The organism is Burkholderia sp. B21-005 (assembly GCF_020843965.1).
Classification (GTDB): domain Bacteria; phylum Pseudomonadota; class Gammaproteobacteria; order Burkholderiales; family Burkholderiaceae; genus Burkholderia; species Burkholderia ambifaria.
Map to the genome: position 1 here is coordinate 3,012,301 of NZ_CP086302.1, position 25,860 is coordinate 3,038,160.

At 68.3% G+C, this 25,860-nt stretch carries 24 protein-coding genes; 14 read left to right on the forward strand and 10 right to left on the reverse strand.

All coding sequences use genetic code 11. The annotated features are described in order from the left end of the window. The first annotated feature begins 27 nt into the window (after positions 1–27). From glcD to LMA02_RS30025, 5 genes are read left to right on the forward strand one after another with little or no spacing between them, the layout of a single operon-like run. Positions 28–1,527: a glycolate oxidase subunit GlcD gene (gene glcD / locus LMA02_RS30005; protein ID WP_228908663.1), complete on the forward strand. Its 1,500-nt coding sequence runs from the start codon at positions 28–30 to the stop codon at positions 1,525–1,527. Further along, the gene (gene glcE / locus LMA02_RS30010; protein WP_228908664.1) at positions 1,527–2,609 is read left to right on the forward strand and encodes a glycolate oxidase subunit GlcE; all 1,083 of its coding nucleotides are present in this window, start codon (positions 1,527–1,529) and stop codon (positions 2,607–2,609) included. The genes glcD and glcE overlap by 1 nt, the downstream gene beginning before the upstream one ends. 24 nt (positions 2,610–2,633) lie before the next feature. Continuing rightward, positions 2,634–3,854 carry a glycolate oxidase subunit GlcF gene (gene glcF, locus LMA02_RS30015; protein WP_228908665.1) on the forward strand — a complete coding sequence of 407 codons (1,221 nt, stop codon included), beginning with the start codon at positions 2,634–2,636 and terminating at the stop codon, positions 3,852–3,854. Positions 3,855–3,876: 22 nt separating this feature from the next. Next, positions 3,877–4,281, forward strand: coding sequence for a GlcG/HbpS family heme-binding protein (locus LMA02_RS30020; RefSeq protein WP_228908666.1), 405 nt, complete (start codon positions 3,877–3,879; stop codon positions 4,279–4,281). A gap of 36 nt (positions 4,282–4,317) precedes the next feature. After that, on the forward strand, positions 4,318–6,492 hold the full coding sequence (locus LMA02_RS30025; RefSeq protein WP_228908667.1) for a malate synthase G: 2,175 nt from the start codon (positions 4,318–4,320) through the stop codon (positions 6,490–6,492). A gap of 79 nt (positions 6,493–6,571) precedes the next feature. On the opposite strand, the gene LMA02_RS30030 is transcribed toward LMA02_RS30025, so the two are convergent. Further along, positions 6,572–6,709, reverse strand: a complete 138-nt coding sequence (locus tag LMA02_RS30030; RefSeq protein WP_228908668.1) for a hypothetical protein — start codon at positions 6,707–6,709, stop codon at positions 6,572–6,574. Between the two features lie 268 nt (positions 6,710–6,977). Between LMA02_RS30030 and LMA02_RS30035 the strand changes: the two genes are divergently transcribed. The 6 genes from LMA02_RS30035 to LMA02_RS30060 all read left to right on the forward strand — a co-directional run bounded on the left by LMA02_RS30035 (position 6,978) and on the right by LMA02_RS30060 (position 12,327). Beyond that, positions 6,978–8,540 carry a GGDEF domain-containing protein gene (locus LMA02_RS30035; RefSeq protein ID WP_228908669.1) on the forward strand — a complete coding sequence of 521 codons (1,563 nt, stop codon included), beginning with the start codon at positions 6,978–6,980 and terminating at the stop codon, positions 8,538–8,540. Between the two features lie 130 nt (positions 8,541–8,670). Continuing rightward, a complete protein-coding gene (locus LMA02_RS30040) occupies positions 8,671–10,050 on the forward strand; it encodes a cache domain-containing protein (protein WP_228908670.1) in 1,380 nt (459 codons plus the stop codon). Positions 10,051–10,081: 31 nt separating this feature from the next. Next, entirely contained in the window at positions 10,082–10,726 is a 645-nt protein-coding gene (locus tag LMA02_RS30045; RefSeq protein WP_228908671.1) for a response regulator, read from the forward strand. A 205-nt stretch (positions 10,727–10,931) separates the two neighbouring features. After that, entirely contained in the window at positions 10,932–11,495 is a 564-nt protein-coding gene (locus tag LMA02_RS30050) for a PAAR domain-containing protein (RefSeq protein WP_228908672.1), read from the forward strand. Then, on the forward strand, positions 11,495–12,088 hold the full coding sequence (locus tag LMA02_RS30055) for a type VI secretion system amidase effector protein Tae4 (RefSeq protein WP_228908673.1): 594 nt from the start codon (positions 11,495–11,497) through the stop codon (positions 12,086–12,088). Before LMA02_RS30050 ends, LMA02_RS30055 begins: the two co-directional genes overlap by 1 nt. Positions 12,089–12,138: 50 nt before the next feature. After that, positions 12,139–12,327 carry a hypothetical protein gene (locus LMA02_RS30060; RefSeq protein ID WP_006753204.1) on the forward strand — a complete coding sequence of 63 codons (189 nt, stop codon included), beginning with the start codon at positions 12,139–12,141 and terminating at the stop codon, positions 12,325–12,327. 418 nt (positions 12,328–12,745) lie between these two features. Here the strand turns inward: LMA02_RS30060 and LMA02_RS30065 are convergent, their stop codons facing one another. Further along, positions 12,746–13,342 carry an MlaC/ttg2D family ABC transporter substrate-binding protein gene (locus LMA02_RS30065; protein WP_043174297.1) on the reverse strand — a complete coding sequence of 199 codons (597 nt, stop codon included), beginning with the start codon at positions 13,340–13,342 and terminating at the stop codon, positions 12,746–12,748. Positions 13,343–13,672: 330 nt separating this feature from the next. Between LMA02_RS30065 and LMA02_RS30070 the strand changes: the two genes are divergently transcribed. Together LMA02_RS30070 and LMA02_RS30075 are read left to right on the forward strand one after the other, a co-directional pair. After that, positions 13,673–16,306, forward strand: a complete 2,634-nt coding sequence (locus tag LMA02_RS30070; RefSeq protein WP_228908674.1) for an MMPL family transporter — start codon at positions 13,673–13,675, stop codon at positions 16,304–16,306. Next, positions 16,299–17,315, forward strand: coding sequence for a VacJ family lipoprotein (locus LMA02_RS30075; protein ID WP_228908675.1), 1,017 nt, complete (start codon positions 16,299–16,301; stop codon positions 17,313–17,315). The genes LMA02_RS30070 and LMA02_RS30075 overlap by 8 nt, the downstream gene beginning before the upstream one ends. A gap of 110 nt (positions 17,316–17,425) precedes the next feature. Here the strand turns inward: LMA02_RS30075 and LMA02_RS30080 are convergent, their stop codons facing one another. The 5 genes from LMA02_RS30080 to LMA02_RS30100 form a co-directional block, all read right to left on the reverse strand. Then, positions 17,426–18,133, reverse strand: coding sequence for a phosphorylase (locus LMA02_RS30080; protein WP_228908676.1), 708 nt, complete (start codon positions 18,131–18,133; stop codon positions 17,426–17,428). A 3-nt stretch (positions 18,134–18,136) separates the two neighbouring features. Further along, positions 18,137–20,110 (reverse strand): squalene--hopene cyclase, encoded by a 1,974-nt coding sequence (gene shc, locus LMA02_RS30085; protein ID WP_228908677.1) that lies wholly within the window; start codon positions 20,108–20,110, stop codon positions 18,137–18,139. 15 nt (positions 20,111–20,125) lie between these two features. Continuing rightward, complete coding sequence (hpnE, locus tag LMA02_RS30090) at positions 20,126–21,379, reverse strand: hydroxysqualene dehydroxylase HpnE (protein WP_228908678.1); 1,254 nt, start codon at positions 21,377–21,379, stop codon at positions 20,126–20,128. 4 nt (positions 21,380–21,383) lie between these two features. Beyond that, entirely contained in the window at positions 21,384–22,232 is an 849-nt protein-coding gene (gene hpnD / locus LMA02_RS30095; RefSeq protein ID WP_006751673.1) for a presqualene diphosphate synthase HpnD, read from the reverse strand. A gap of 259 nt (positions 22,233–22,491) precedes the next feature. After that, positions 22,492–22,824: a hypothetical protein gene (locus LMA02_RS30100; RefSeq protein WP_228908679.1), complete on the reverse strand. Its 333-nt coding sequence runs from the start codon at positions 22,822–22,824 to the stop codon at positions 22,492–22,494. Positions 22,825–23,042: 218 nt separating this feature from the next. Between LMA02_RS30100 and LMA02_RS30105 the strand changes: the two genes are divergently transcribed. Then, positions 23,043–23,927, forward strand: a complete 885-nt coding sequence (locus LMA02_RS30105) for an alpha/beta fold hydrolase (protein WP_228908680.1) — start codon at positions 23,043–23,045, stop codon at positions 23,925–23,927. Between the two features lie 44 nt (positions 23,928–23,971). Here the strand turns inward: LMA02_RS30105 and LMA02_RS30110 are convergent, their stop codons facing one another. Genes LMA02_RS30110 through LMA02_RS30120 form a run of 3 tightly spaced genes read right to left on the reverse strand, consistent with a single transcriptional unit; the run spans position 23,972 to position 25,852 of the window. Further along, positions 23,972–24,868, reverse strand: a complete 897-nt coding sequence (locus LMA02_RS30110; protein ID WP_228908681.1) for a GGDEF domain-containing protein — start codon at positions 24,866–24,868, stop codon at positions 23,972–23,974. Continuing rightward, entirely contained in the window at positions 24,865–25,491 is a 627-nt protein-coding gene (locus LMA02_RS30115; RefSeq protein ID WP_166726258.1) for a chemotaxis protein CheC, read from the reverse strand. Before LMA02_RS30115 ends, LMA02_RS30110 begins: the two co-directional genes overlap by 4 nt. Next, positions 25,484–25,852: a response regulator gene (locus LMA02_RS30120; protein ID WP_040138947.1), complete on the reverse strand. Its 369-nt coding sequence runs from the start codon at positions 25,850–25,852 to the stop codon at positions 25,484–25,486. Before LMA02_RS30120 ends, LMA02_RS30115 begins: the two co-directional genes overlap by 8 nt. Positions 25,853–25,860 lie beyond the last annotated feature (8 nt).

Genomic DNA, 25,860 nt, shown 5'->3' on the forward strand with positions numbered 1-25,860 from the left:
CCTGCATGGTGGAGACGGAGACACACGATGAGTTTCATCTACGACGAACGGATCGACGGCCCGCTGGCGACCGTCGACCGCGACACGCTCGTCGCCGCGCTCGGAGCGGCGGCGCCCGGCCTCGACGTGCTGCACGAGCGCGAGGCGCTGAAGCCGTTCGAATGCGACGGCCTCGCCGCGTACCGCACGGTGCCGCTCGCGGTCGTGCTGCCCGACACGGTCGAGCAGGTGCGCGCGGTGCTGCGCGTCGCGGCCGCGCACGGCGTGCCGGTCGTCGCGCGCGGCGCGGGCACCGGTCTGTCGGGCGGCGCGATGCCGCTCGAAAAAGGCATCCTGCTCGTGATGGCCAAGTTCAACCGGATTCTCGAGATCGACGCCGACGCCGGCATCGCGCGCGTGCAGCCTGGCGTGCGCAACCTCGCGATCACGCAGGCCGCCGCACCCTACGATCTCTACTACGCGCCGGACCCGTCGTCGCAGATCGCCTGCTCGATCGGCGGCAACGTCGCCGAAAACGCGGGCGGCGTGCACTGCCTGAAATACGGACTGACGGTGCACAACATCCTGAAGGTCGAGATCCTGACGATCGACGGCGACCTGCTGACGCTCGGCGCCGACGCGCTCGACGCACCCGGCTTCGACCTGCTCGCGCTGTTCACCGGCTCCGAAGGCATGCTCGGCATCATCACCGAAGTGACGGTGAAGCTGCTGCCGAAACCGCCGAGCGTGAAGGTGCTGATGGCGAGCTTCGACGACGTCGCCGAAGCCGGCGCGGCGGTCGCGCGAATCATCGGCGCGGGCGTGATCCCGGGCGGGCTCGAAATGATGGACAACCTCGCGATCCGCGCGGCCGAGGACTTCATCCACGCAGGCTATCCGGTCGATGCACAGGCGATCCTGCTGTGCGAACTCGACGGCGCGGCGACCGATGTCGAAGCGGACGCCGAACGCGTCGCCGCGCTGCTGCGCGACGCCGGCGCGTCGGAGATCCGCGTCGCACGCGACGAGGCCGAGCGGCAGCGCTTCTGGGCCGGCCGCAAGAACGCGTTTCCGGCGGTCGGCCGCATGTCGCCCGACTACTACTGCATGGACGGCACGATCCCGCGCCGCGAGCTGCCGCGCGTGCTCGAAGGGATCGCCGCGTTGTCCGCGCAATACGCGCTGCCGGTCGCGAACGTGTTCCATGCGGGCGACGGCAACATGCATCCGCTGATCCTGTTCGATGCGAACCGTCCCGGCGAACTCGACCGCGCGGAAGCGCTCGGCGGCAAGATCCTCGAGCTGTGCGTCGCGGTGGGCGGCAGCATCACCGGCGAACACGGCGTCGGGCGCGAGAAGATCAACCAGATGTGCGTGCAGTTCAACGCCGACGAGATCACGTTCTTCCACGCGTTGAAGGCCGCGTTCGATCCGCGCCGCCTGCTCAATCCCGGCAAGAACATCCCGACGCTGCACCGTTGCGCTGAATTCGGCGCGATGCACGTCCATCACGGCAAGCTGCCGTTCCCCGAACTGGAGCGCTTCTGATGCGACGCGAACGCGAACCCGAATCGATCGACGACAGCGCGGCGCTCGTCGCGCAGGTCGACGCCGCGATCCACGCTCGCCAGCCGCTGCTCATCCGCGGCGCGGGCACCAAGTCCTTTCTCGGCCGTGCCGTCGAAGGCCGCACGCTCGACGTGCGCACGCACCGCGGCATCGTCGCGTACGACCCGACCGAACTCGTGATCACCGCGCGCGCGGGCACGCCGCTCGCCGAACTCGAGGCGATGCTCGACGCGGCCGGCCAGATGCTGCCGTGCGAGCCGCCCACGTTCGGCGGCGCGGCCACGGTCGGCGGGATGTTCTCGGCCGCGCTGTCGGGGCCGCGCCGCCCGTGGGCCGGCGCGGTGCGCGATTTCGTGCTCGGCTGCCGCGTGATCACCGGCCACGCGAAACACTTGCGCTTCGGCGGCGAGGTGATGAAGAACGTCGCGGGCTACGACGTGTCGCGGCTGCTCGCGGGCAGCTTCGGCTGCCTCGGCGTCGTGACCGAGGTCTCGCTGAAGGTGCTGCCGAAGCCGCGCGCGAGCCGCGATCTCGCGTTGCCGCTCACGGCAGGCGAAGCCGTGCAGCGCGTCGCCGGATGGCGTCGCGCGGGGCTGCCGCTCGCGGGCGCCTGCCACGCGGACGGCGTGCTGCGCGTGCGGCTCGAAGGCGGCGAGGGCTCGGTGAAGGCCGCGCGCGACACGATCGGCGGCCAGAGCATGGACGATCGCACCGACGGCTTCTGGGGCCGGCTGCGCGATCTGTCGCTGCCGTTCTTCGACGATCCGCGCCCGCTGTGGCGCGTGTCGGTGCCGGCCGCCGCGCCGCTCGATGCGCTGCCCGGCGCGCTGCTGGTCGACTGGGGTGGCGCGCAGCGCTGGCTGAAGAGCGACACCGCACCGGCCGACGTGCAACGGTTCGCCGCGCAGTGGGGCGGCCACGCGACCTGCTTCACGCCCGGCACGACGCACGAGCCGTTCCAGCCGCTGCCGCCCGCGCTGCTGCGCGTGCACCGGCAGCTGAAGGCGCAACTCGATCCGCATGCGATCTTCAATCCCGGCCGCCTGTACGCGGACCTCTGACGCCCACCCGACTGCGAACCGCCGATGCAAACCAATCTCAGCGAAGCAAGCAAGGCCCTCGACCGGGCCGACGAAGCGGAAGCGATCCTGCGCGCCTGCGTGCACTGCGGCTTCTGCAACGCGACCTGCCCGACCTACCAGGTGCTCGGCAACGAGCTCGACGGGCCGCGCGGACGCATCTACCTGATCAAGCAAATGCTCGAAGGCGAGCCGTGCGGCGAGCGCACGCAGCAGCATCTCGACCGCTGCCTGACCTGCCGCAACTGCGAAACGACCTGCCCGTCCGGCGTGCGCTATCACACGCTGCTCGACATCGGCCGCGCGGAAGCCGAGAAGCGTGCGCGGCGTCCGGCGCGCGAGCGCCTGCTGCGCGCCGGCCTGCGTCACGTCGTACCGCGGCCGGCGACGTTCGCCGCGCTGCTGAAGGCCGGCCGCGCGCTGCGCCCGCTGCTGCCCGGCACGCTGCAGGACAAGATCCCGGCCAGCGTGCCGGCGGCCGCGCCGCGCCCGCCGGTGCGCCATGCACGACGCGTGCTGATGCTCGAAGGCTGCGTGCAGCCGTCGCTGTCGCCGAACACCAACGCGGCCGCGGCACGCGTGCTCGACCGGCTCGGCATCAGCGTGACGCCGGCCCGCGAAGCCGGCTGCTGCGGCGCGACCGAATATCACCTGAACGCGCAGGAGGCCGGGCTCGCACGCGCACGCCGCAACATCGATGCGTGGTGGCCGGCGATCGAGGCCGGTGCGGAAGCGATCGTTCTGACGGCGAGCGGCTGCGGCGCGTTCGTGAAGGAATATGGCGACCTGCTGCGGTCCGACCGCGGCTATGTGGACAAGGCGCGGCGCGTCAGCGCACTCGCGCGCGACCTCGCGGAAGTGATCGCGGCCGAGCCGCTCGACGCGCTGGCCGATGGGATGCCGCGCCGCGTCGCGGTGCACTGCCCGTGCACGCTGCAGCATGCGCAGCGGCTCGGCGGCGCGGTGGAAAGCATCCTCAGGCGGCTCGGCTTCGATCTGACGAATGTCGCCGACGGCCACCTGTGCTGCGGGTCGGCCGGCACCTATTCGCTGACGCAGCCCGAACTCGCGACCCAACTGCGCGACAACAAGCTCGACGCGCTCGAAGCCGCGCGGCCGGACCTGATTGTCACGGCCAACATCGGCTGCCAGACTCACCTGAACGGCGCGGGCCGTACGTCCGTGCGCCACTGGATCGAGCTCGTCGACAACCGATTGGTCAACTGACCGCTGATTCCGGAGAACTTCCATGCAAACGAAACCCGAACTCGAACTCGCCGACGTCGAGCGCATGCTCGCCGCCGCCCGCGCGGAAGCGGAGCACCACGGCTGGGCCGTGTCGATCGCCATCGTCGACGACGGCGGCCACCTGCTCGCGTTCGCGCGTCTCGATGGCGCATCGGCGGCCAGCGGCTACATCGCGCAGGACAAGGCGCGCGCGGCGGCGCTCGGCCGTCGCGAGACGAAGGCGTATGAGGATATGATCAACGGTGGCCGCACCGCGTTTCTGAGCGTGCCGCTGACGGGCTTGCTCGAAGGCGGCGTGCCGGTCACGGTGGACGGCCGCATTGCGGGCGCGATCGGTGTGTCTGGCGTAAAGTCCGAACAGGACGCGCAGATCGCTCGCGCCGGCACACAAAGCGTCGCGGCCTGATCCGCGCGCGTTTTTCATTCCCCGGGAGGAATCACGATGATCGACCAAGCAGGACTGCAAGTCGCGCCAGCGCTGAGCCAGTTCATTGAAAACGAAGCACTGCCGGGCACCGGTATCGACAAGGCCGCGTTCTGGAGCGGTTTCTCGGCCCTGGTGCACGACCTCGCGCCGCGCAACCGCGAACTGCTCGCGGAACGCGACCGCCTCCAGCACGAACTCGACACGTGGCATCGCGCGCATCCCGGCCCGGTGCGCGACCATGCCGCGTTTCGCGCGTTCCTCGAACAAATCGGCTATCTCGTGCCGGTCCCGTCGAACGTCGCGGCAGCCACCGCAAACGTCGACAGCGAGATCGCGACGCAGGCCGGCCCGCAGCTCGTCGTGCCGCTGTCGAACGCGCGCTATGCGCTGAACGCCGCGAACGCACGCTGGGGCAGCCTGTACGACGCGCTGTACGGCACCGATGCGCTGCCCGAGGACGGCGGCGCCGAACGCACGTCGGCCTACAACCCGACACGCGGCCAGCGCGTGATCGACTACGCGCGCAACGTGCTCGACAACGCGGCGCCGCTCGCGAGCGGCTCGCACCGCGACGCGCTGCGCTATCGCGTGGAGGACGGCCAGCTCGCCGTCGAGACCGGCAAGGGCGTCGTGCACCTCGCGCAGCCGGCGCAATTCGTCGGCTACCAGGGCGCGGCGGGCGCGCCATCGGCGATCCTGCTGAAAAACAACGGCCTGCACATCGAGATCCAGATCGACGCGTCGACCCCCATCGGTCGCGCCGATCTCGCGAACGTGAAGGACGTCGTGCTCGAAGCCGCGGTCAGCACGATCATCGACTGCGAGGATTCGGTCGCGGCGGTCGACGCCGACGACAAGGTCCAGCTGTATCGCAACTGGCTCGGGCTGATGCAGGGCACGCTGGTCGAGGAAGTCGCGAAGGGCGGCAAAAGCTTCACGCGCCGCCTGAACGCCGATCGCGAGTACACCACGCCGGCCGGCGGCACGCTGTCGCTGCACGGCCGCTCGCTGCTGTTCGTGCGCAACGTCGGCCACCTGATGACCAACGGCGCGGTGCTCGACCGCGACGGCAACGAGATTCCGGAAGGGATTCTCGACGGCGTCGTCACGACGCTGTGCGCGCTGCACGACCTGAAGGCCAAGCGCAATTCGCGCACGGGCTCGATCTACATCGTGAAGCCGAAGATGCACGGCCCCGTCGAAGTCGCGTTCGCCGACACGCTGTTCGCGCGCATCGAGGATCTGTACGGCCTGCCGCGCAACACGCTGAAGATGGGCATCATGGACGAGGAGCGCCGCACCAGCGTGAACCTCGCCGCGTGTATCGCGGCCGCCGCCGCACGCGTCGCGTTCATCAACACCGGCTTCCTCGACCGCACCGGCGACGAGATGCACACCGCGATGGAAGCGGGCCCGATGATCCGCAAGGGCGAGATGAAGTCGTCGGCGTGGATCACCGCATACGAGCGCAACAACGTGCTCGCGGGCCTGTCGGCCGGCTTGCGCGGCCGCGCGCAGATCGGCAAGGGCATGTGGGCGATGCCGGACCTGATGCACGCGATGCTCGAGCAGAAGATCGCGCATCCGCGCGCCGGCGCGAACACCGCGTGGGTGCCGTCGCCGACCGCCGCGACGCTGCACGCGCTGCACTACCACCTCGTCGATGTGCAGGCCGTCCAGCAGGAGCTGGAGAAGACGCCCTACGCGAGCGAACGCGATGCGCTGCTCGAAGGGCTGCTGACCGTGCCGGTCGTCGAGCGCGCCGCCTGGAGCGAAAGCGAGATCCTGAGCGAGGTCGAGAACAACGCGCAGGGCATCCTCGGCTACGTCGTGCGCTGGGTCGAACAGGGCGTCGGCTGCTCGAAGGTGCCCGACATCCACGACGTCGGCCTGATGGAAGACCGCGCGACGCTGCGCATCTCGAGCCAGCACATCGCGAACTGGCTGCGCCACGGCGTGATCACCGAGGCGTTCGTGCTCGACGTGTTCAAGCGGATGGCGCGCGTCGTCGACCAGCAGAACGCGGGCGACCCGAACTACCGCCCGATGGCGCCTAACTACGACCAGTCGACCGCGTTCAAGGCCGCGTGCGCGCTGACGCTGCAGGGCACGTCGCAGCCGAGTGGTTATACCGAGCCGCTGCTGCATCGGTTCCGGCTCACGTTCAAGGCGCAACAGCACGGCGCCTGAGCGTTCGCATGCGGGCTTTCCCGCATGCGGTTTCACGAAACGGGCGGCCCATCTCGGCCGCCCGTTTTCATATACGGATTCACCCGGACGCTGAAAACAGATAATCGGTGCGTATCGCTCGACTTCGGCGCAAAGCCTTGCGCTGCAACGCTTCCGCGCGCGATCGGCAAGCCTCGGCCGCCGCGATAATTTGATCCGGATCAACGGTCTGCAACATTTTTCGCGCTCGATAATGCGCGCGTTATACTCGGACCATTGCGCGTCGCGCGATTCGTCGGATCGTCGAATCGCGGCAGATCTATCTTGCCGGTGCGAGGGTAATCCGGCGCCTTATCCGGGCGCAATTACGATGATCGGCGCCCGCTTTTCCAGTCGGTCGGGCGGAATGCATATCGGGGCCGCGTACCGGATCGCCGCCAGCCAATCAATACGAACATAATCGCATCGGCCCGCCGCCCGGCGGCGATGCCCTCGATCCACGGACCATGGCAGAAACCGACTACGCAATGCCCAGCGAATCCGGCCTGACGGGCCGTGTCGCCGCTCATGTGCGCCGGCTCCTGCTGCCGCACCTGATCTTCTATTCCGGGCTGCTGCTCGGTCTGCTCCTGCTGCTGCTGTGCGCAATCGTGCTGTACGAGGCACGCATCGACGCGCGCGACCGTGCGCGCATCACCCAGCAGAACATCGCATTGATGGCGTCGTGGGACATCGAGCGCAACATCGAGTTCTATGCGCTGTCGCTGCAGGCAGTCGTCGAAGGCGAGAATGATCCGGCGGTCGTCGCGCTGCCGATGCCGATGCGCCGCCAGGTACTGTTCGATCGCGCGACCACGGCCAAGTATCTTGGCGGCATCTACGTGCTCGACGCGAACGGCGACATTGCGGTCGACGGCAAGAGCGACGTGCCGCGCAAGGCCAATTTCGGCAACGAACGGTATTTCACCGTGCATCGCGACCACCCGGACGTCGGCCTGTACGTCAGCGACCCGTACTATTCGCGGCTGCGCGCCGGCTCGCCGAGCATCGCGCTCAGCCGGCGCATCACGCGGCCCGACGGGTCGTTCGGCGGCGTCGCCGTGATATCGATCCGGCTCGAATATTTCCAGAACCTGTTCTCGCGCCTCGCGCTCGGCGATCGCGGGTCGATGGCGCTGATCAATACGTCCGGCCTGATGCTCGCGCGCCAGCCGTACGAACCGGCGATCGTCGGCCGCAACATCAGCAAGGCCAGCACGTTCCGGCACTTCATGACCGCCAGCGAAGGCAGCTTCGCCGACACCGCGTCGATCGACGGCGTGCGGCGCCTGTACGTGTTCCGGCACCTCGAGAACCTGCCGCTGATCATCATGGTCGCGCGCTCGGAAGCCGACACCTACGCCGCGTGGTACGACCGAGCGATCCCGATCGGCTCGGCGATGGCCGTGCTCGCGCTCGGCTTCGTCTGCCTGTCGCTGCTGCTCGACGTGCAGTTGCGCAAGCGTCACCGCGCGGAAACCGAACTGCAGGCGCTCGCGCGCACCGACGGCCTCACCGGCCTCGACAACCGCCGGATGCTCGACGTCACGCTCGCGCGCGAATGGCGCCGCGCGGCGCGTTCGCAGCACGCGCTGTCGCTGCTGTTCGTCGACGTCGACCACTTCAAGCGCTACAACGACACGCAGGGCCACCAGGCCGGCGACGACGCGCTCGCCGCGGTCGCCCGCTGCATCGCCGGCTGCCTGCGCCGTCCGGCCGACTATGCGGCCCGTTACGGCGGCGAGGAGTTCGTCGTCGTGCTGCCCAATGTCGATACGAACGGCGCGGTGACGATCGCCGAGTCGATCCGCACCGGCATCCTCGATCTGGGCATCCGGCACGACGCGGGCACGTCCGGCCGCCTGACCGCGAGCATCGGCGTGACGACCTGCTATCCGGAACACGACGACAGCATCCAGGCCGCGCTGAAGCTCGCCGACGACGCGCTGTACCGCGCGAAGGAATCCGGGCGCAACCAGGTCGTCGTGCAGACGTCCTCGTCTGTCGAACCCATACCGCGGCGCGCCTGACCGCGGCGTCGGCCGGCCATCCGTGCGGCCCTCCATACCGCCGCCTGCGGGCAAAATCGCCGACAATGTCGGCTCGCCGGGCCGCCGCGCGACGCACGCGGCCGCCGGCCCGCGCATGCTTCGCACCACCATGAGACTCAAGGCAAAGATTTTCCTTCTGGCCATCGTGCCGTTCCTGCTCGCGATCGCCGGCATCGGCTTCGGCGTGCGTCAGCAGGCGACGTCGCTCGCGCGCACGCAGCACGCGACGATCCAGGCCGCCTACCTGTCGAGCAAGGAAGTCGAGCTGAAGCATTACGTCGAACTGGCGACGAGCGCGATCATGCCGCTGTACGACGCGAGCGGCCGCAATGCGCGCGACGACGGGCTGCTGCGCACGCAGGCGCTCGCGATGCTGCAGAAGATGGATTTCGGCCCCGACGGCTATTTCTTCGTATACGACCTGCACGGCAATTCGCTGATGCATCCGCGCGAGCCCGAGCGCGTCGGCCACAACTTCTGGTCGATGCGCGACCCGCAGGGCGCGCTGACGATCCAGCAGCTGATCGGCGCCGCATCGCACGGCGGCGGCTACGTGCGCTACGCGTGGCAGCGGCCGTCGACGGGCAAGGTCGCGCCGAAGCTCGGCTACGTCGTCGCGCTCGAACGCTGGGGCTGGATGGTCGGCACCGGCATCTATCTCGACGACGTCGACACCGCGCTGCAACGCATCGACGCGCGCGCGTCCGCGAACATCGAGCGCACGATGAGCTGGCTCACCGCGATCGCGCTGACCGGCGCGGCGGTGATCGCCGTCTGCGCGCTGGTGCTGAACGTCAGCGAATCGCGCAGCGCCGATGCGAAGCTCAAGCAGCTCGCGCAGCGCGTCGTCGAATCGCAGGAGCAGGAGCGCGAGCGGCTGTCGCGCGAGCTGCATGACGGGATCAGCCAGATGATGGTGTCCGCGAAGCTGATGCTCGAGTCCGCGCTCGCGCGTTTCGAGCGCGGCGCGACGCGCATGCCCGAAGCCGAGCAGGCGCTCGCGACGGGTGTCGGACGGCTCGGCGACACGCTGCGCGAAGTGCGGCGCATCTCGCATGCGCTGCGCCCGGCGATGCTCGACGATCTCGGCCTCGCGGCCGCGCTCGAGCAGCTCGTGCGCGAACTCGGCGCGGAGAGCGGCATCGACATCGGCTATACGCAGGTTGCGCACAGCGGCGCGCGGCCGTTGCCCGCGCCGGTCAATACGGCGCTGTTCCGGATCGCACAGGAAGCGCTCAGCAACATCGTGCATCATGCGCAGGCGTCGCGCGCGGCCGTCACGCTCGACGTCGGCGCGCATGCCGTCAGGCTGACCATCGCCGACAACGGCTGCGGGTTCGATGCCGAGCGGACCCAGACCGATGCGCGCCGCGGCATCGGTCTGCGCAACATGCGCGAGCGCCTCGACGCGCTCGGCGGCACGCTGACGATCGCGTCGCAGGTCGGCCACACTGTCGTGGCCGCGCGCGTGCCGCTGCGCGCCGCCTGACGAGCACCACCCTAACCGGAGACCTTTGCCCATGAGCGCCCCCGACACTGACCGGCCCGCCGCCCGACTGCTGCTCGTCGACGACCACCCGCTGGTGCGCGACGGCCTGCGGATGCGGCTCGAGGCAGCCGACCTGTCCGTGGTCGGCGAAGCCGGCAACGCCGACGAAGCGCTCGCGCTTGCCGCGTCGCTCGAGCCCGATCTCGCGCTGATGGACGTCGGCATGAACGGGATGAACGGCATCGCGCTCGCCGGCGTGTTCCACGAGCGCTTTCCGGGGATTCGCGTGCTGATGCTGTCGATGCACGACAACATCGAGTACGTGACGCAGGCCGTGCGCGCCGGCGCGAGCGGCTACCTGCTGAAGGATTCGCCGGCGAGCGAGATCGTCCGCGCGATCGGCGCGGTGCTGGTCGGGCAGACGTTCTTCAGCGAAGGGCTCGCCGCGCGGATGATCCAGGCGAGTGCGACCGCGTCGCCACTCGACCGCTTGACGCCGCGCGAACGCGACATCCTCGACGCGCTGGCCGAGGGGCTGTCGAGCAAGCAGATCGCGCAGCAAACGGGGCTGTCGGTCCGCACGGTGGAAACCCATCGGCTGAATCTGAAACGCAAGCTCGAGATCGAGGGGCAGGCGGAGCTGATCAAGTTCGCGGTCGAGCATCGGCGGCGATAGGGCAGTCTCCTGATTGCTCGCGCCGGACGCAATTCACCTTCCAATTTCATACTTGTCCAATCGACCTCACCCCGAGGGTAATGGAATCCTTTCGCTTGCCGAAACGAGCATCGTGCTCGTGATTCGCATGACACGTGCGTGAACTCGTCTTGCGGCAGTCGGCATCACCTGCAGATATCGGTGACGCGAATCGAGGAGCGAAATCATGATGCGCCGCATCGCCGTTGTCGGCGACGAGCTGGAGACCGGGGGACACATTCTTGCGTACGCGGGGCCGACATTCACGTTCGGCGACGCCGGGCATCAGGTTGCGCTGATCGGCGGCCTCGCATTCTGCGCAGCGTGCGAGAGCACCGGGCAGATCGCCAAGACCGGCGGTCCGAAGCGCATCGAATTCATGGGCGAAACGGCGGCCGATGGCGACATCGTTCGATGTCGATGCTCGACACCGCCACGCATCGTCGCGGTGCTCTCCGGCAATTCATGGTGCGACGACCTAGCGGAAGCGGCGAGCGTCGTTTTCTCCGGAATGAATCGGGAAGGCAACGTCAAGACCGTGGCTGCGTGCGTCTACGACGAATGCGTTCGCGCCACCGGAAACGGCGCCTCTCCTGACTATCCCTACATCATCGAAACCGCGGACGGGCGCGTTCACTCCGGCCGACTCGACAGCACCGGATACCTGCCGCGCATCCATACGAGCGGCAAGGACGAGTACGCGATCTATTGGGGCGACGAAGCGCTCGCAAGATCGAACGGGGACGTGTAATGCCGAATGGAAAAACAGTCGTGACGACAACCGCCGTGCAAAACTCGCACAAGGAGGTCGAACTGAAGTCGGTGACATTTTCCGAGCTATGGAACAACTACGCGCACGGAAACCCATACGACGATCCGAACGGACAGTACAAGAACCAGTGCGCGATCCGGATGAGTGTGACGCTTCACAAGGTCGGCATCGCAATGAAGTCGTTTTCGCGGAAGCGGGTTCGGCCGATGCCGGGCAAACCGACGCTGGGTCGTCTTCTGCTCGCGGGCAAACCGACCGCCACGCGCGCATACGAGTTCGCTGAGTGGTTGAAACTGCGGCCGATCGCGGGCGTACTGGCTCCCGAGAATATAACGGGACCGAATTGGGCGAGTAAGGTATCCGGTCGGACCGGAATCGTATTCTTTGACGGCTATTGGCTGCAGGACGGCGACTCACCTGACAACTTGAGCGGCGGTCACGTCGACCTCTGGAACGGGAGCAAACTCACGGGCTTCGGATCAGGCGTGCGAATTTCATGGAATATAGTCCTGCCGGGCATCTGGTCGGATTTCCGAAATTCGAAAACCATCTTGTTTTTTCCCGTCAAATGAAACTCGTGACTATAGTAGTAGGCGCACTTGTCGGTGGAGCGCTCGCGACAATGATCTGCTGGGGAGCACTCTACGTTTACGGTGCATTCGTCCTGCGTGGCGAGGGAAGCCTTTTCGATACGAATCCCGAGATCGCGAATCTATTTTTTCTCGGATGGGGCGGGCTGATTGCAATTTTTGCGACGGCCGGCGCGATTATCGTGACTCGCAGGAAATCCGCTCGCTACCCGACCAAATGAGACGCGTCGGCTTTCCGCTTCTGTACTGGATCGCTGGCCTGATCACGACTTGGCTCGCATGCTGGATCGGCTTGCGACTGCCTTCCGGGGGCGATGGTTGTCATGAGATCGATCTCTGCTCACCGCCGTGGCCGCTTGCTGCACTGCTAATCGGTTTTCTGCTTGGGCCATCGCTTGGATTTGCCTTCGCCGGCTGGCGTATGGGACGCCGACGCGCGACACGGCAAACGGTGCTGTGCTCGCTGAGCACGTTGGTTACTCCAACGATGCTGTTTTTTTCTCGCCTCGTATGTGATTCGCTGAGTCACCGTCGCACAGTCGCGGACGCCGCTCTATCGCTCGACTGACCTACGAATGGAAAAGGCGCCCCGAGGGCGCCCGCCATGCATGCCGATCCAAATGGGGCAGCGAGCGACCGTCAGTTCGTCCGCGAGTTGTGCTTCTGCAGATACGCGATCAGGCCGTCGATGCCGCCCGTTGCGAGCTGGCTCTTGAACTGCCCCTGGTAGACCTGGATCAGCCACGCGCCCGACATGTCGATGTCGTAGATCTTCCAGTCGCTGCCGACCTTGCCGAGCCGGTAACCGACCGACTGGCTGTCGCCCGGCGTCGTGACCGTCGACTGCACCAGCGCATCGGCACCCGACGCGCCGCCGGCCTTGAACGAGAACTTCGCGTCCTGGCTGCCGAGCTGCGCGAGCGATGCGGCATAGGTGCGCGTCATCAGCACCCTGAACTGCTTGTAGAGTTCCTGCTGCTGTTGCGGCGTCGCCTGCTTCCAGGCATCGCCGACCGCGATGCGGGTCGTGCGCTCGAAGTTCGTCACCGGCAGGAAGCGCTGCTCGACGACTTGCGTGATTTTCGCCATGTCGCCGCCGCGTGCAGCCGGATCGGCCTTCATCGCGTTGACGGTGCCCTCGACCGCATTGCGGACGATGTCGACCGGCGCGCTCTGCGCGAAAGCGGAAACCGACACGGCGGCCGCCGCGACGAAAGCAAACAGATGACGTTTCATACGGATATCGCACTCGATGAGAAAAAAACGGCCGGCGGTTTGCGTCGATTGCATCGGCCGGTGGGTCGAAGTATAGCGGCCCGCACGCCCGCCTGCCGCGCGGTGACCGACTGTTACCTTTGAGCCCCTTTTGTCACAGGAGCGCCGCCGCGGCACGATCCGGGCCGATTATGTAAATATCCGCTTACCAATGGTCCGATCGTTCGGGCCGATTCCTTCGCCACCGAGCAAATATCCTTCCCGCCCCTTCATGCTCCAACGTTGCGACCGACGTCACGCGGCGCCGGTATACTCGTTGTTTTGCCCTTGCCAGCCCCATCCCACCGCCACATGGTGACATCTCTCATCGTCCGACTCGTCGCATTGTCGGTACGCCGCCCCGTCTGGGTCGTCGTGCTGTCGCTCGTCATTGCCGTCTTCAGCGGCGTCTATGTCGCGCAGCACTTCAAGATCAACACGGACATCAGCAAACTGGTCGACGCGGAACCGCAGTGGGCCGCGCTCGGCAAGGCCGTCGACAAGGCCTTCCCGCAACGCAACGGCACGATCCTCGCGGTGGTCGAGGCGCCGGCCCCCGAATTCGCGACGGCCGCCGCGCACGCGCTCACCGAAGCGCTGCAGAAGCAGGCCGACGCCGGCCGGATCGGCCAGGTCGCCGAACCCGGCGGCGGCCCGTTCTTCGAGCACAACGGGCTGCTGTTCCTGTCGCCGCAGGAAGTGTCGGACACCACCTCGCAGCTCGCGAGCGCGCGTCCGCTCGTCAACGAACTCGCGAAGAACCCGAGCCTCACCGGGCTCGCGACCACGCTGTCCACCACGCTCGGCCAGCCGCTCCTCACCGGCCAGGTGAAGCTGCCCGCGATGGCGAAGCTGCTCGCGCGCAGCGCCGCGACGGTCGACGACGTGCTGGCCGGCAAGCCGGCCGCGTTCTCGTGGCGCGGGCTGGTCGACAGCGATGCCGCGCGCCAGCCCGCCCGCGCGTTCGTCACCGTGCAGCCGGTCGTGAACTACGGCGCGCTGAAGGCCGGTGCGGAAACGACCCAGGTGATCCGCGACACCGCGCAAGCGCTCGGCCTCGAGCAACGCTACGGCGCGGTCGTGCGCCTGACCGGCGAACAGCCGCTCGCCGACGACGAATTCGCGTCGGTGGAAGACGGCGCCGCGCTCAACGGCGCGCTCACGCTGCTCGCCGTGCTCGTCATCCTGTGGCTCGCGCTGCGCTCGAAGCGGATGATCGGCTCGGTGCTCGTCACGCTGTTCGTCGGCCTCGTCGTGACGGCCGCGCTCGGCCTCGCGATGGTCGGTTCGCTGAACATGATCTCGGTCGCGTTCATGGTGCTGTTCGTCGGCCTCGGCGTCGACTTCTCGATCCAGTACGGCGTGAAGTACCGCGAGGAACGCTTCCGCGATCAACGCATCGATCACGCGCTGATCGGTGCCGCGCACTCGATGGGCATGCCGCTCGCGCTCGCCACCGCGGCGGTCGCGGCGAGCTTCTTCTCGTTCATCCCCACCGCCTATCGCGGCGTATCCGAGCTCGGCCTGATCGCGGGCGTCGGGATGTTCGTCGCGCTGCTGACCACGCTCACGCTGCTGCCCGCGCTGCTGCGCCTGTTCGCGCCGCCGGGCGAATCGAAAACGCCGGGCTTTCCGTGGCTCGCACCGGTCGACGACTTCCTCGATCGCCATCGCAAGCCGATCCTGATCGGCACGCTCGCGGTCGTGATCGGCGCGCTGCCGCTGCTCGCGTTCCTGCACTTCGACTTCAACCCGCTGCACCTGAAGGATCCGCACAGCGAATCGATGGCGACGCTGCTCGCGCTGAAGGATTCGCCCGAAGCGGCCGTCAACGACGTCACGCTGCTCGCGCCGTCGCTCGCCGAGGCCGACACGGCCGCGAAGCGCCTCGACGCGCTGCCGGAAGTCGGCCGCACGACGACGCTCACGACCTTCGTCCCGGCCGACCAGCCGGCCAAGCGCGCAGCGATCGCCGCGGCCGCGAGCGAGCTGCTGCCCGCGCTCACGCAGCCGGCCGCGCCGAACGCGACCGACGCGCAGCGCGTCGCCGCGCTCAAGCGCGTGTCCAACTTGCTGGGCTACGCGGCGGAAGATCACCCGGGCCCGGGCGCGGCCGCCGCCCAGCATCTGTCGGCATCGCTCGCGAAGCTCGCCGCCGCCGACAGCGCGACGCGCGATCGCGCCGAACGCGCGTTCTCCGACACGCTGCGCATCGCGCTGAACCAGCTCGCGACGCTGCTGCAGCCGCAGGACGTCACGCGCGAATCGCTGCCGCCGCAGATCGTGCGCGACTGGGTCGCGCCGGACGGCCATGCGCTCGTGCAGATTTCGCCGAAGGTGCCGAAGGGCGTCGACCCGAACGACGACACGATGCTGCGCCGCTTCGCGAAGGCGGTGAAGGCCGCGGAGCCGGGCGCGACCGGCGGTCCGATCTCGATCCTGCATTCGGCCGACACGATCATCAACGCGTTCCTGCATGCGGCGCTGTGGTCGATCATCTCGATCACGATCCTGCTGTGGATCACGCTGCGTCGCTTCGGCGACGTGCTGCGCACACTGGTGCCGCTGCTCGTGTCGGGTCTCGTGACGCTCGAGATGTGCGTCCTGCTCGGCATGTCGCTGAACTTCGCGAACATCATCGCGCTGCCGCTGATGCTCGGCGTCGGCGTCGCGTTCAAGGTGTACTTCGTGATGGCGTGGCGCGCGGGGCAGACCGGCCTGCTGCACTCGAGCCTCACGCACGCGGTGCTGTTCAGCGCCGCGACGACGGCAACCGCCTTCGGCAGCCTGTGGCTGTCACATCATCCGGGCACGTCGAGCATGGGCAAGCTGCTCGCGCTGGCGTTGACCTGCACCCTGATCGGCGCCGTGGTGTTTCAGCCCGTCCTGATGGGCAAACCGCGCGTCAAACGCGCCCAGAACCAATCGCAAGGAAATAATGAATAAGGTGCGAATCATTGCGGCGACCGTCGCTGCCAGCGCGGTGCTGAGCGGCTGCGCGACGGGCCCGAACCGCAACCCCAACGACCCGCTCGAGCCGATGAACCGGGCGATGTACAAGTTCAACGACACGGTCGACACGAACATCGCCGTGCCGATCGCGAAGGGTTACCAGAAGATCACGCCGACGCCGATGCGCACCGCGATCAGCAACTTCTTCTCGAACCTCGGTGATCTCGGCAACATGGCGAACAACCTGCTGCAGTTGCGCATCACCGATGCGACGCAGGATCTGATGCGCGTGGCGATGAACTCGCTGTTCGGCGTGGCCGGCCTGATCGACATCGCGACGCCGGCCGGGCTGCCGAAGCATCACCAGGATTTCGGGCTGACGATGGCGCGCTGGGGCATGCCGTCCGGCCCGTACCTCGTGCTGCCCGTGTTCGGGCCGAGCACGATCCGCGACGGCGTCGGCCGCGCGGTGGACGTCCGCTTCAACCTGCTGAACTACATCGAGCCGGCCGCGCGCAATCCGATGTACATCGCGCAGTTCATCAGTGCGCGTTCGGATCTGCTCGGCGCGACCGACCTGCTGAAGCAGGCGGCGCTCGATCCGTACTCGTTCGTCCGCGACGCGTATCTGCAGCAGCGCAAGTCGCTGACGTATCGCGGCCAGTCGGCCTCGGCCGCGCCGCCGAACTACACCGAGCCGGGCGAGTCGGGTGCGGTGCCGGCGGCCACGCCGGCCGTGCCGGGCTTGCCGAACTACGAGGATCCGGGTGAGGCGGGCGGCGCATCGGGCATGGCGCCGAACACCGCGCCGGCCGCGCCGGGGTTGCCGCAGTACGACGATCCGGGTGCCGACGGCGCGACGCCCGCAAGCGCGCCTGCTGCCGCACCGGCGGCAGCCCCTGCGGCTGCATCGGCTGGTTCGACGACGGCGCCGGCCGCCAACGGCGCGCCGATCGCGCCGGCGATGCCGACCCTGCCCGCGAGCAGTCCGGCCGCGCAGTAACGCGACCCGGAATCCGCCGGAAAGCCGAAGAGCGCTGCATCATGCAGCGCTCTTTTTTTTGCGTCCGCGGACGAGAAAAGAAGGGGAAGAGGAGAAGCGGCGAACGCCGCTCAGACGATCCGCATCGCGCCCGCACGCTCGAATGCGTGCCGCGCCTGGATCAGCGTCGTGCGCGCCGCGCGCGCGTCACCGGCGACCTGCAGCAGCGGGCCGAGCTGCGACGGCTGCTTCAGCAGTTCGCGCAGGATCGGCAGGATCGCGGTGCTGCCGTCGTCGCGCAGGCCGGCCGTCGCCGCGCGCGGCAGCGTGCGCCACGCCGGGTCGACGATCGCGCGGCACACCGCGAACGGCACGCCGCGCGACGCCGCGAAGGCCGCGGCGATATGCGACTCCATGTCGACGGCGAGCGCGCCCTTCGCGCGATGCAGCGAGATCTTTTCCTGCTCGCTGACCACCGGCGCGCTGACCGCCGCCATCGTGCCGCGCGTGACGCGCGCCCACACCGGCGTGTCGTGCAGCGCGGCGACGAGCCGCGCGCTCCAGGCCGGATCGGTCTGCACGCGGCCGAACGGCCCGTCGATCGCGTCCGCGATCACGAGCGCGCCGGGCGCGAGGTCGGGCGCGAGCCCGCCCGCCGTGCCGAAGCTCACGATGCCCGCGCAACCGCGCGCGGTCGCCTCGGCCAGCGCACGCTCGAGCCGGTCGGCGCGCGCGGCGAACACGGCCTCGACGCCTTGACCGCGCGCGATGCGTGCCTCGAACGCCATCCCCGTGACGGCGATGACGGGCAACGTGCCGTTATGCTGCGTCGGCGCCACGCGTTACAGCCCGAACGTCACGCGCGTGGCGTTGTCGCGCTTCAGGTTGCGATAGCGCGCGAGCGCCCACAGCGGGAAGAACTTGCGATAGCCGTGGTAACGCAGATAGAACACGCGCGGGAAGCCCGTCGCCGTGAAGCGCGTCTCGTCCCACAGCCCGTGTTCCTTCTGCTCGGCGATCAGGTACTCGACGCCGCGCGCGACGGCCGGGTTGTTCACCTCGCCGGCCGCCATCAGCCCGAGCAGCGCCCAGGCCGTTTGCGACGCGGTGCTCGGCGCCTGCTCGAAACCGCGGTAGTTCAGCTTGTAGCTGTCGCCGTCCTCGCCCCAGCCGCCATCCTTGTTCTGGATCGACAGCAGCCACTGCGCGCCGCGCTTCACGCGCGGATCGTCCGGCGTCAGGCCCGCGGCGTTCAACGCGCACAGGGCCGTCCACGTGCCGTACACGTAGTTCATCCCCCAGCGGCCGTACCAGCTGCCGTCCGGCTCCTGCTCCTTCAGCATGTAGTCGAGCGCTCGGCGCGCCGGCTCGCTGTTCAGCGGCGTCTCGCCGAGCTGCGCCAGCATCGACAGGCAGCGGCCCGACACGTCGGCCGTCGGCGGATCGAGCAACGCGCCGTGATCCGAGAACGGAATGTTGTTCAAGTAGTACTGCGTGTTTTCCGGTTCGAACGCGCCCCAGCCGCCGTCGCTGCTCTGCATCCCGACGACCCACTCGCGCGCACGCGCGATCGAATCGCGAAACGCGTCGTCGTGCTTGAGTTTCTGCACGCGGTCCATCGCCACCGCGACCACCGCCGTATCGTCGACGTCCGGGTAGTGCGGGTTCGCATACTGGAACGCCCAGCCGCCGGGTCGCACGTGCGGGCGGCGCGAGATCCAGTCGCCGCGCACGTCGAGGATCTGCAGCGGGCGCAGCCATTCGAGGCCGCGGATCACGGCCTCCTCGGCGCGCGCCTCGCCGGTCTCGAGCAGCGCATGCGCGGCGAGCGACGTGTCCCACACCGGCGACAGGCACGGCTGGCAATACGCTTCGTCCTCCTGCACGACGAGCAGCTTCTCGATTGACTTGCGCGCGATCGCGCGGTTCGGATGATCTTCCGCATAGCCGAGCACGTCGTACATCATCACCGCGTTGGCCATCGCCGGATAGATCGCGCCGAGGCCGTCCTCGCCGTTCAGGCGCTCGTCGACGAACGACACGGCCTGACGGATCGCGCGTTCGCGCGTGTAGCTCGGGAACAGGCCGTCGGCCGCGCGCAGCGCATGGTCGACCACGCGGAAGAACGCGAACCAGCCGGGGCTCTGGTGGCCCTGGCGCGGCAGCAGCCCTGCGTTGACGGGCGGGTCGACGAACAGCTCGTCGATGCGCACGCCGCGCGGGTTCTTCGCGATCGGACGCTTCGCGTTGAGCACCAGCAGCGGCACGATCACGGTACGCGCCCAGTACGACACCTTCGACAGGTGGAACGGGAACCACTGCGGCAGCAGCATGATCTCGACCGGCATCATCGGCACCGCGCGCCACGGAATCGCACCGTACAGCGCGAGCTGGATCCGCGTGAACACGTTCGACATCTCGGCGCCGCCCATCGCGTGGATCGCACGGCGCGCGCGCTGCATGTGCTCGGCGTTCTCGTCGTCGCCGATCACCTTCAGCGCGAAATACGCCTTCACGCTCGCGCTGATGTTCGGCGCGCCGTCGGTGAACAGCGGCCAGCCGCCGTCGGCCTGCTGGACGCGGCGCAGATAGCGGCCGATCTTCTGTTCGAGCTCGAGGTTCGGCGTCTCGCCGAGATAGTGGACGAGCAGCACGTATTCGGCGGGAATCGTCGAGTCGGCCTCGAGTTCGTAGACCCAGTGTCCGTCCGCGTTCTGCGCGGCCAGCAGCGCGTCGGTCGCGCTGGCGACGGCGGCGTCGAGCCCGGCCGGCACGGTGCCGGCGGACAGGGTAGCCATTTCGGTGAGATCGTTCATCGGTCCCTCTGTTACTTACTGTGTCTGGAGCACGTCCGCGGCCAGCTGGCCGGAACGGATCGCGCCCTCGATCGTGGCGGGCAAGCCGGTGGCAATCCAGTCGCCCGCCAGCACGAGATTGGTCCAGCGCGTACGCGCGGCCGGACGTTTCATTTCCTGCGACGGCACCGCCGCAAAGCCTGCGCGGGGCTCGACGACGAGCTGCCACGCGGGAATCGTTTCCGGGTTCGCGCCGCTCACGCGCGCGACGTCTTCCCAGATGCGCCGCGCGAGCGCGTCGCGCGGCATGTCGAGCCAGCGGCCCGCGTCGCGGATCGTCGCCGCGAGCATGCCGCCGCCGGCGCGCACCGCATCGACGACGCCGTTGACGACGGTCGTCTGCGGCGGGCCGCCGGCCGGTGCGTCGACCGCGAAGTACGCGGTCACGACCGCGCTGAACGTGTCGGGCGCGGTGAGATCCGGGACGAGCGGCTGCGCGACCTCGGGCGGCACGGCGAGCACGATCGCGTCGCCCGGCGCGAGATCCACGCGCTCGCCGCCGACCGTGACCGCATCGACCGCATTGCCGTGCGCGCCGAATTCGAACGCGTCGAGCCGCGAGTTCAGCCGGATCTGCGCGCCGCCGTGCTGCAGCATCCGCAGCGCCGGTTCGACGAATGCGCTGCCGAGCCCGTGGCGCGCGACGAGCGGGCGGCAGCCCGGGCCGCCCGCGGCAAACGTGCCGCACAGCACCGCGCGCGCGAGCTCAGCGCTCGCGTGGCGCGGCTCGACGTTCAGCACCCCGAGGAAATAGGGGCGCAGCCAACGATCCCACAGCACGCCGTCGCATCGCATCGTCTGTGCGAGCGAGCGGCCGGTGCGCGCGAACGCGAGCGAGGCCAGCGCGAGGTAGTCGAGCGGCGTGGTGCCCGGCGCGCGCGACGCGGCGTCGAACAGCCACGACGGCCAGCGCCCGTTGCCGAAGCGCAGCGTCCAGCGCTGCTGCGACGCGACGTCGGCCACCGGACATTCAGGCAGCGCGGGCCCCGTGAGCTGATCGGCCGCGCCGATCGCACGCAGGTAGCGCTGCGTCGCGGGCTGCCCCGCGAAAACCTGATGCAGCCCGCTGTCGAGCGTCGTGTTCAGTGTCCCGTCGAACCACGAGCGGCAGCGGCCGCCCGCGTGCGCATGCGCGTCGTGCAGCACGATGCGCCGCCCGCGACGTTGCAGCTCGACGGCGGCCGACAGGCCCGCGAGTCCTGCACCGATCACGTGGACGGTTCTGGGCATCGGCTCAGAACAGCGCGTAACGCGCGGCGATCATCAGCATGCGCGCCTTCGGCTTGCGCAGCGGCGCGCGCGGAGCGGCGAAGCCACGCGCGATCGCGGCCTCCAGAATGCAGCGATACGCGCCCGACATGATGCGCGGCGCCTTCACCTGCGCACGCGTGCAGGTATCCATCACGGCGTCCGCCGCGCGGAAATGCTCGAGCGCGCGCTCGACGAGCGTCGCGCAGACGCGCGGCAGCGCCGGGTCGCGCACGATCGTCGCCGGATCGGTGATCGCGATGCCTTCGCGCGCGAGCAGCTCGCGCGGCAGGTAGCAGCGGTTGATCGCCGCGTCATCGTCGATGTCGCGCAGGATGTTCGTCAGCTGCAATGCGCGGCCGAGGTGGTGCGACAGCGCGATGCCTTCCGCTTCCGGGATCCCGAAAATCCTCACCGACAGACGGCCGGCCGCGCTCGCCACGCGATCGCAAAACAGGTCGAGCGTCGGTTCGTCCGGCGCGCAGATGTCCTCGGCGGCGTCCATCGCCATTCCGTCGATCATCGCGTGGAAATCCTCGCGCTTCAGGTCGAACGCGCGGATCTCGCGCTCGAGCGCGACCAGATGGCGCGGCGGCTGGCCGGCGAAGCACGCGTCGATGTCCGCGCGCCAGCGATCGAGGCCCGCGTTGCGCTCGGCGCGCGGCAGGTCGCTGTCGGCGATGTCGTCGACCGCGCGGCAGAACGCGTAGACCTGGAACATCGCGTCGCGCTGCACCGCCGGCAGGATGCGCATCGCCAAATAGAAAGAACTGCCCGATGTGACGGCAGCGGCGTCGGTTTCTTGTTCGTCCACGACGAGATTGGAAACGGCCAAGACGAGCTCCACGGAGACGCCCACGCGGGGCGATTGAAGAAGCCATGCCCGGCTGGGTTGGTCAGGGCGTCAAATGCGTGCGAGATATGCGAACGATCGACGCAGACAGGCACAAATTACCGGCCGGAAGCCGGAATTGGGCGAAAGTATAGCAATCTTTGAAGTTCGATGGCGGACCCGTGCCGCGCCCGGCGGGCCGCGCAAAGGCCGGCGGGAGCTGGTGCGGCCGGCCCCGGCGGGGAACGGCGTCGCCCACGCGTCAGCCGTAGACGATGTCGCGCTGCAGATCGAGGGCGATGAGCCCCATTTCGCGGGTCAGCTGCAGCACCGAGCGGCGTTCGAGCCGCGAGCCCATGAAGCTCGTCACGCAGCCGTCGGGCTCCGCCGTGAACTGGAACGACGGGCCGCCGGTGCCGAACCACGCGCCCGGGACATCGGGCGACTCGTGCCAGTCGAGCTGGTCGAACACGCGGGTGATGCCCGCGCGCACCACGTCGCTCGGGCCGATCGGCGGCGTGATCTCGCCCAGGTCGTCGAGGGAATAGGGGCCAGGCTTGTCAGGCCGCCGGTAGAAAAGGTAGTCGACGTTCATGGGGCGCCATCGGAAGCAAAGCGTCAAATTAGCGCGCTTCGGTGCAAATTCAAATCAGATCGGAACGAAATGTGGCCTGTACGAGACAAAAGGGCCTCGTCGCGGCGACCGGTGCGAGCACGCGCACGGTCGGCCTGCGCGTGCCCACTTTGCCGCGCGCAGTTTCGGCCACGCGGCTTCGTCTAAGATGAACATCTTTCTCGAAAAAGACGGACACCATGGAGACGAACGTAACCGCCACCGCGCCATCCGACCATCCCGTTTTCGTGCTGGTGCACGGCGCGTGGCACGGTGCATGGTGCTACGCGCACGTCGCGGCCGCGCTGGCCGAGCGCGGCTACCTGTCGATCGCGCGCGACCTGCCCGCACACGGCATCAACGCCCGCTTTCCCGCGTCCTATCTCGAACGGCCGCTCGACAAGGACGCCTTCGGCGCCGAGCCGTCGCCGGTCGCGAATACCACGCTCGACGATTACGCGACGCAGGTGATGCAGGCCGTCGACGACGCGTACGCGCTCGGCCGCGGCAAGGTCGTGCTGGTTGGCCACAGCATGGGCGGCCTCGCGATCACGGCCGCGGCGGAACGCGCGCCGGAGAAGATCGCGAAGATCGTCTATCTCGCCGCGTTCATGCCCGCGTCGGGCGTGCCGGGCCTCGACTACGTGCGCGCGCCCGAGAACAAGGGCGAAATGCTGGCCCCGCTGATGCTCGCGAGCCCGCGCGTCGCCGGCGCGCTGCGGATCGATCCGCGCAGCGGCGATGCCGCGTATCGCGCGCTGGCGAAGCGCGCGCTGTACGACGACGCGGCGCAGGCCGACTTCGAGGCGATGGCGAACCTGATGACCTGCGACGTGCCGGCCGCGCCGTTCGCGACCGCGATCCCGACGACCGCCGCGCGCTGGGGCGCGATCGACCGTCACTACATCAAGTGCCTGGAGGATCGCGTGATCCTGCCCGCGCTGCAGCAGCGCTTCATCGACGAAGCCGACGCGTTCGTGCCCGGCAATCCGACGCACGTGCACCAGCTCGACAGCAGTCATTCGCCGTTCGTGTCGCAGCCGGCCGTGCTGGCGGGCGTGCTGGTGGATATCGCGAAAAGCTGAACGACGCGCGGCGCCGGCACGGCGCCGCAACGGTCACGCAGCGCTCACGTATACGCGATCGACCGGTCGCGCCCGAGCCGCTTCGCGCGATAGAGCGCGGTGTCGGCCTCGTTGACGAGCACGTCGGGCGCCGTCGCGCCCACCGTCGCGCTCGCGTCGCGCACCTTGTCGGCCACCCGCATCGCCTCGTCGAGATTCGTGCACGGCAGCAGCAGCGCGAATTCCTCGCCGCCGAAGCGGCCGAACGTATCCTGTGCGCGCACGATCGACGCGACGCGGCGCGCCGTCTCGCGCAATACCGCATCGCCGGCCGCATGCCCGAACCGGTCGTTGATCGTCTTGAAGTGGTCGAGGTCGAACAGCAGCATCGACAGGTCGCCGCCGTAGCGCTGCCAGCGTGCGAACTCGTCGCCGAGCCGCGCTTCGAAGAAGCGCCGGTTCGCGATGCCGGTGAGGCCGTCGCGGTTCGCATGCTCGCGCAGTTTCGCGACCGCTTCCTCGCGCTCGCGCTGCATCACGCTCACGTGCGTGACGTCCGAGATCGTCACGCAGACGGCCTCGACTTCGCGGCCGCGCGTGAGCGGCATGAACGTGCAGTCCTGCTGCATGTAGTCGACGCCGCCGGTGATCGGCCGGTCGTGCTCGAAGCGAAACAGGTAGGGCCGCTGCTCCCACGAGCTGAACGCGAAGCTGCCGAGCTGGAACACGCTCTCCAGTTTGCGTTCGAGCCACGCGCGCGGCAGCTCCGGAAAGCAGTCGAACAGGTTGCGGCCGATCACGTCGGCAGCCGGGATGCCGGTGTGGTCCTGCATGAAGCGATTCCACATCAGCACGGTCATCGAGCGGTCGAGCACGAACAGGCCGAAGCCCACCCGTTCGATCACGAGGTCGCTCAACGCCGCGGCGGTGGCGGTGGTGGGGCGGGTAGTAATAGCGGTCATAGCGCGGACAGCAACGCGTCGAGTGCGTCGCCCATGAGCCGGATCGAATCCTCGGCCATCAGCATCACGAAATGTGCGCGGAACGCGTGATCCTCGAGTCCGAAATTCACTTCGAGCAGCAGCGCGACGCTCCATGCGAGCGCGTTCGGCTGGAACACGTCATCGAACGACACGTTCGCGCCGAGCAGCCCCGGCGGGAAAAACACGGGCTTGCGGCCGAGTTCGTCGAGGATCGACGAGACGCACGCGCTCATCAGCACGTTCGCGACATCGAACACGATCTCGTCCTGCGTCGCCATGCCGGCATACACGCCGTCGCCGAACGTGCGGTCCATCAGCGACATGAGCCGCGCGACGCCCGCGCTGCGACACAGCACGATCGCCTCGCCCTTGATGTCGGAACGAAAGCCCTGGCGCACGGCCGTCACGTTTTCGCGGATGCCCGTCATCTCGCGCAGCGCGTCGCCCGCATCGGCGGCCTTCACGACGCGCACGCGCGGTACCGACAATTCGATGAAATGTCCGAGCAGCAGCGCGAGCCGTGCGGCGGCGCGGCCCATCGCGAGGTTGGCGATTTCCTGCAACGCGTCGCGTTGCTCCGCCGTGAACACCGATTCAGGCATACAACCCATACTCCTTGAGAATGGGCAGCAACGCCTCCGACGTCACGGGCTTGGCAACGAATGCGATCGCGCCCAACTCGCGCACGCGTGCTTGCGCCTGCGGCTGGATATCGGCGGATACCACGATCACGAACGTGTTCAGATCTTCGTGGCGCAGTGTCTCCAGCACCTGATAGCCGTTCATGTCGGGCATCGTCAGGTCCAGAAACATTACGGAAGCTTTGCCGTCACGATAGAGCGCCAGCGCCTCGCGACCATTCGCCGCATACGCGACATCGACGTCCCAGTCTCCCGGCAGTGCCTTTGTCAGAAGTTTGCGAGCGAGCAAAGAGTCGTCGGCGATCACGATCGGCAAAGGCATGGCAGCGA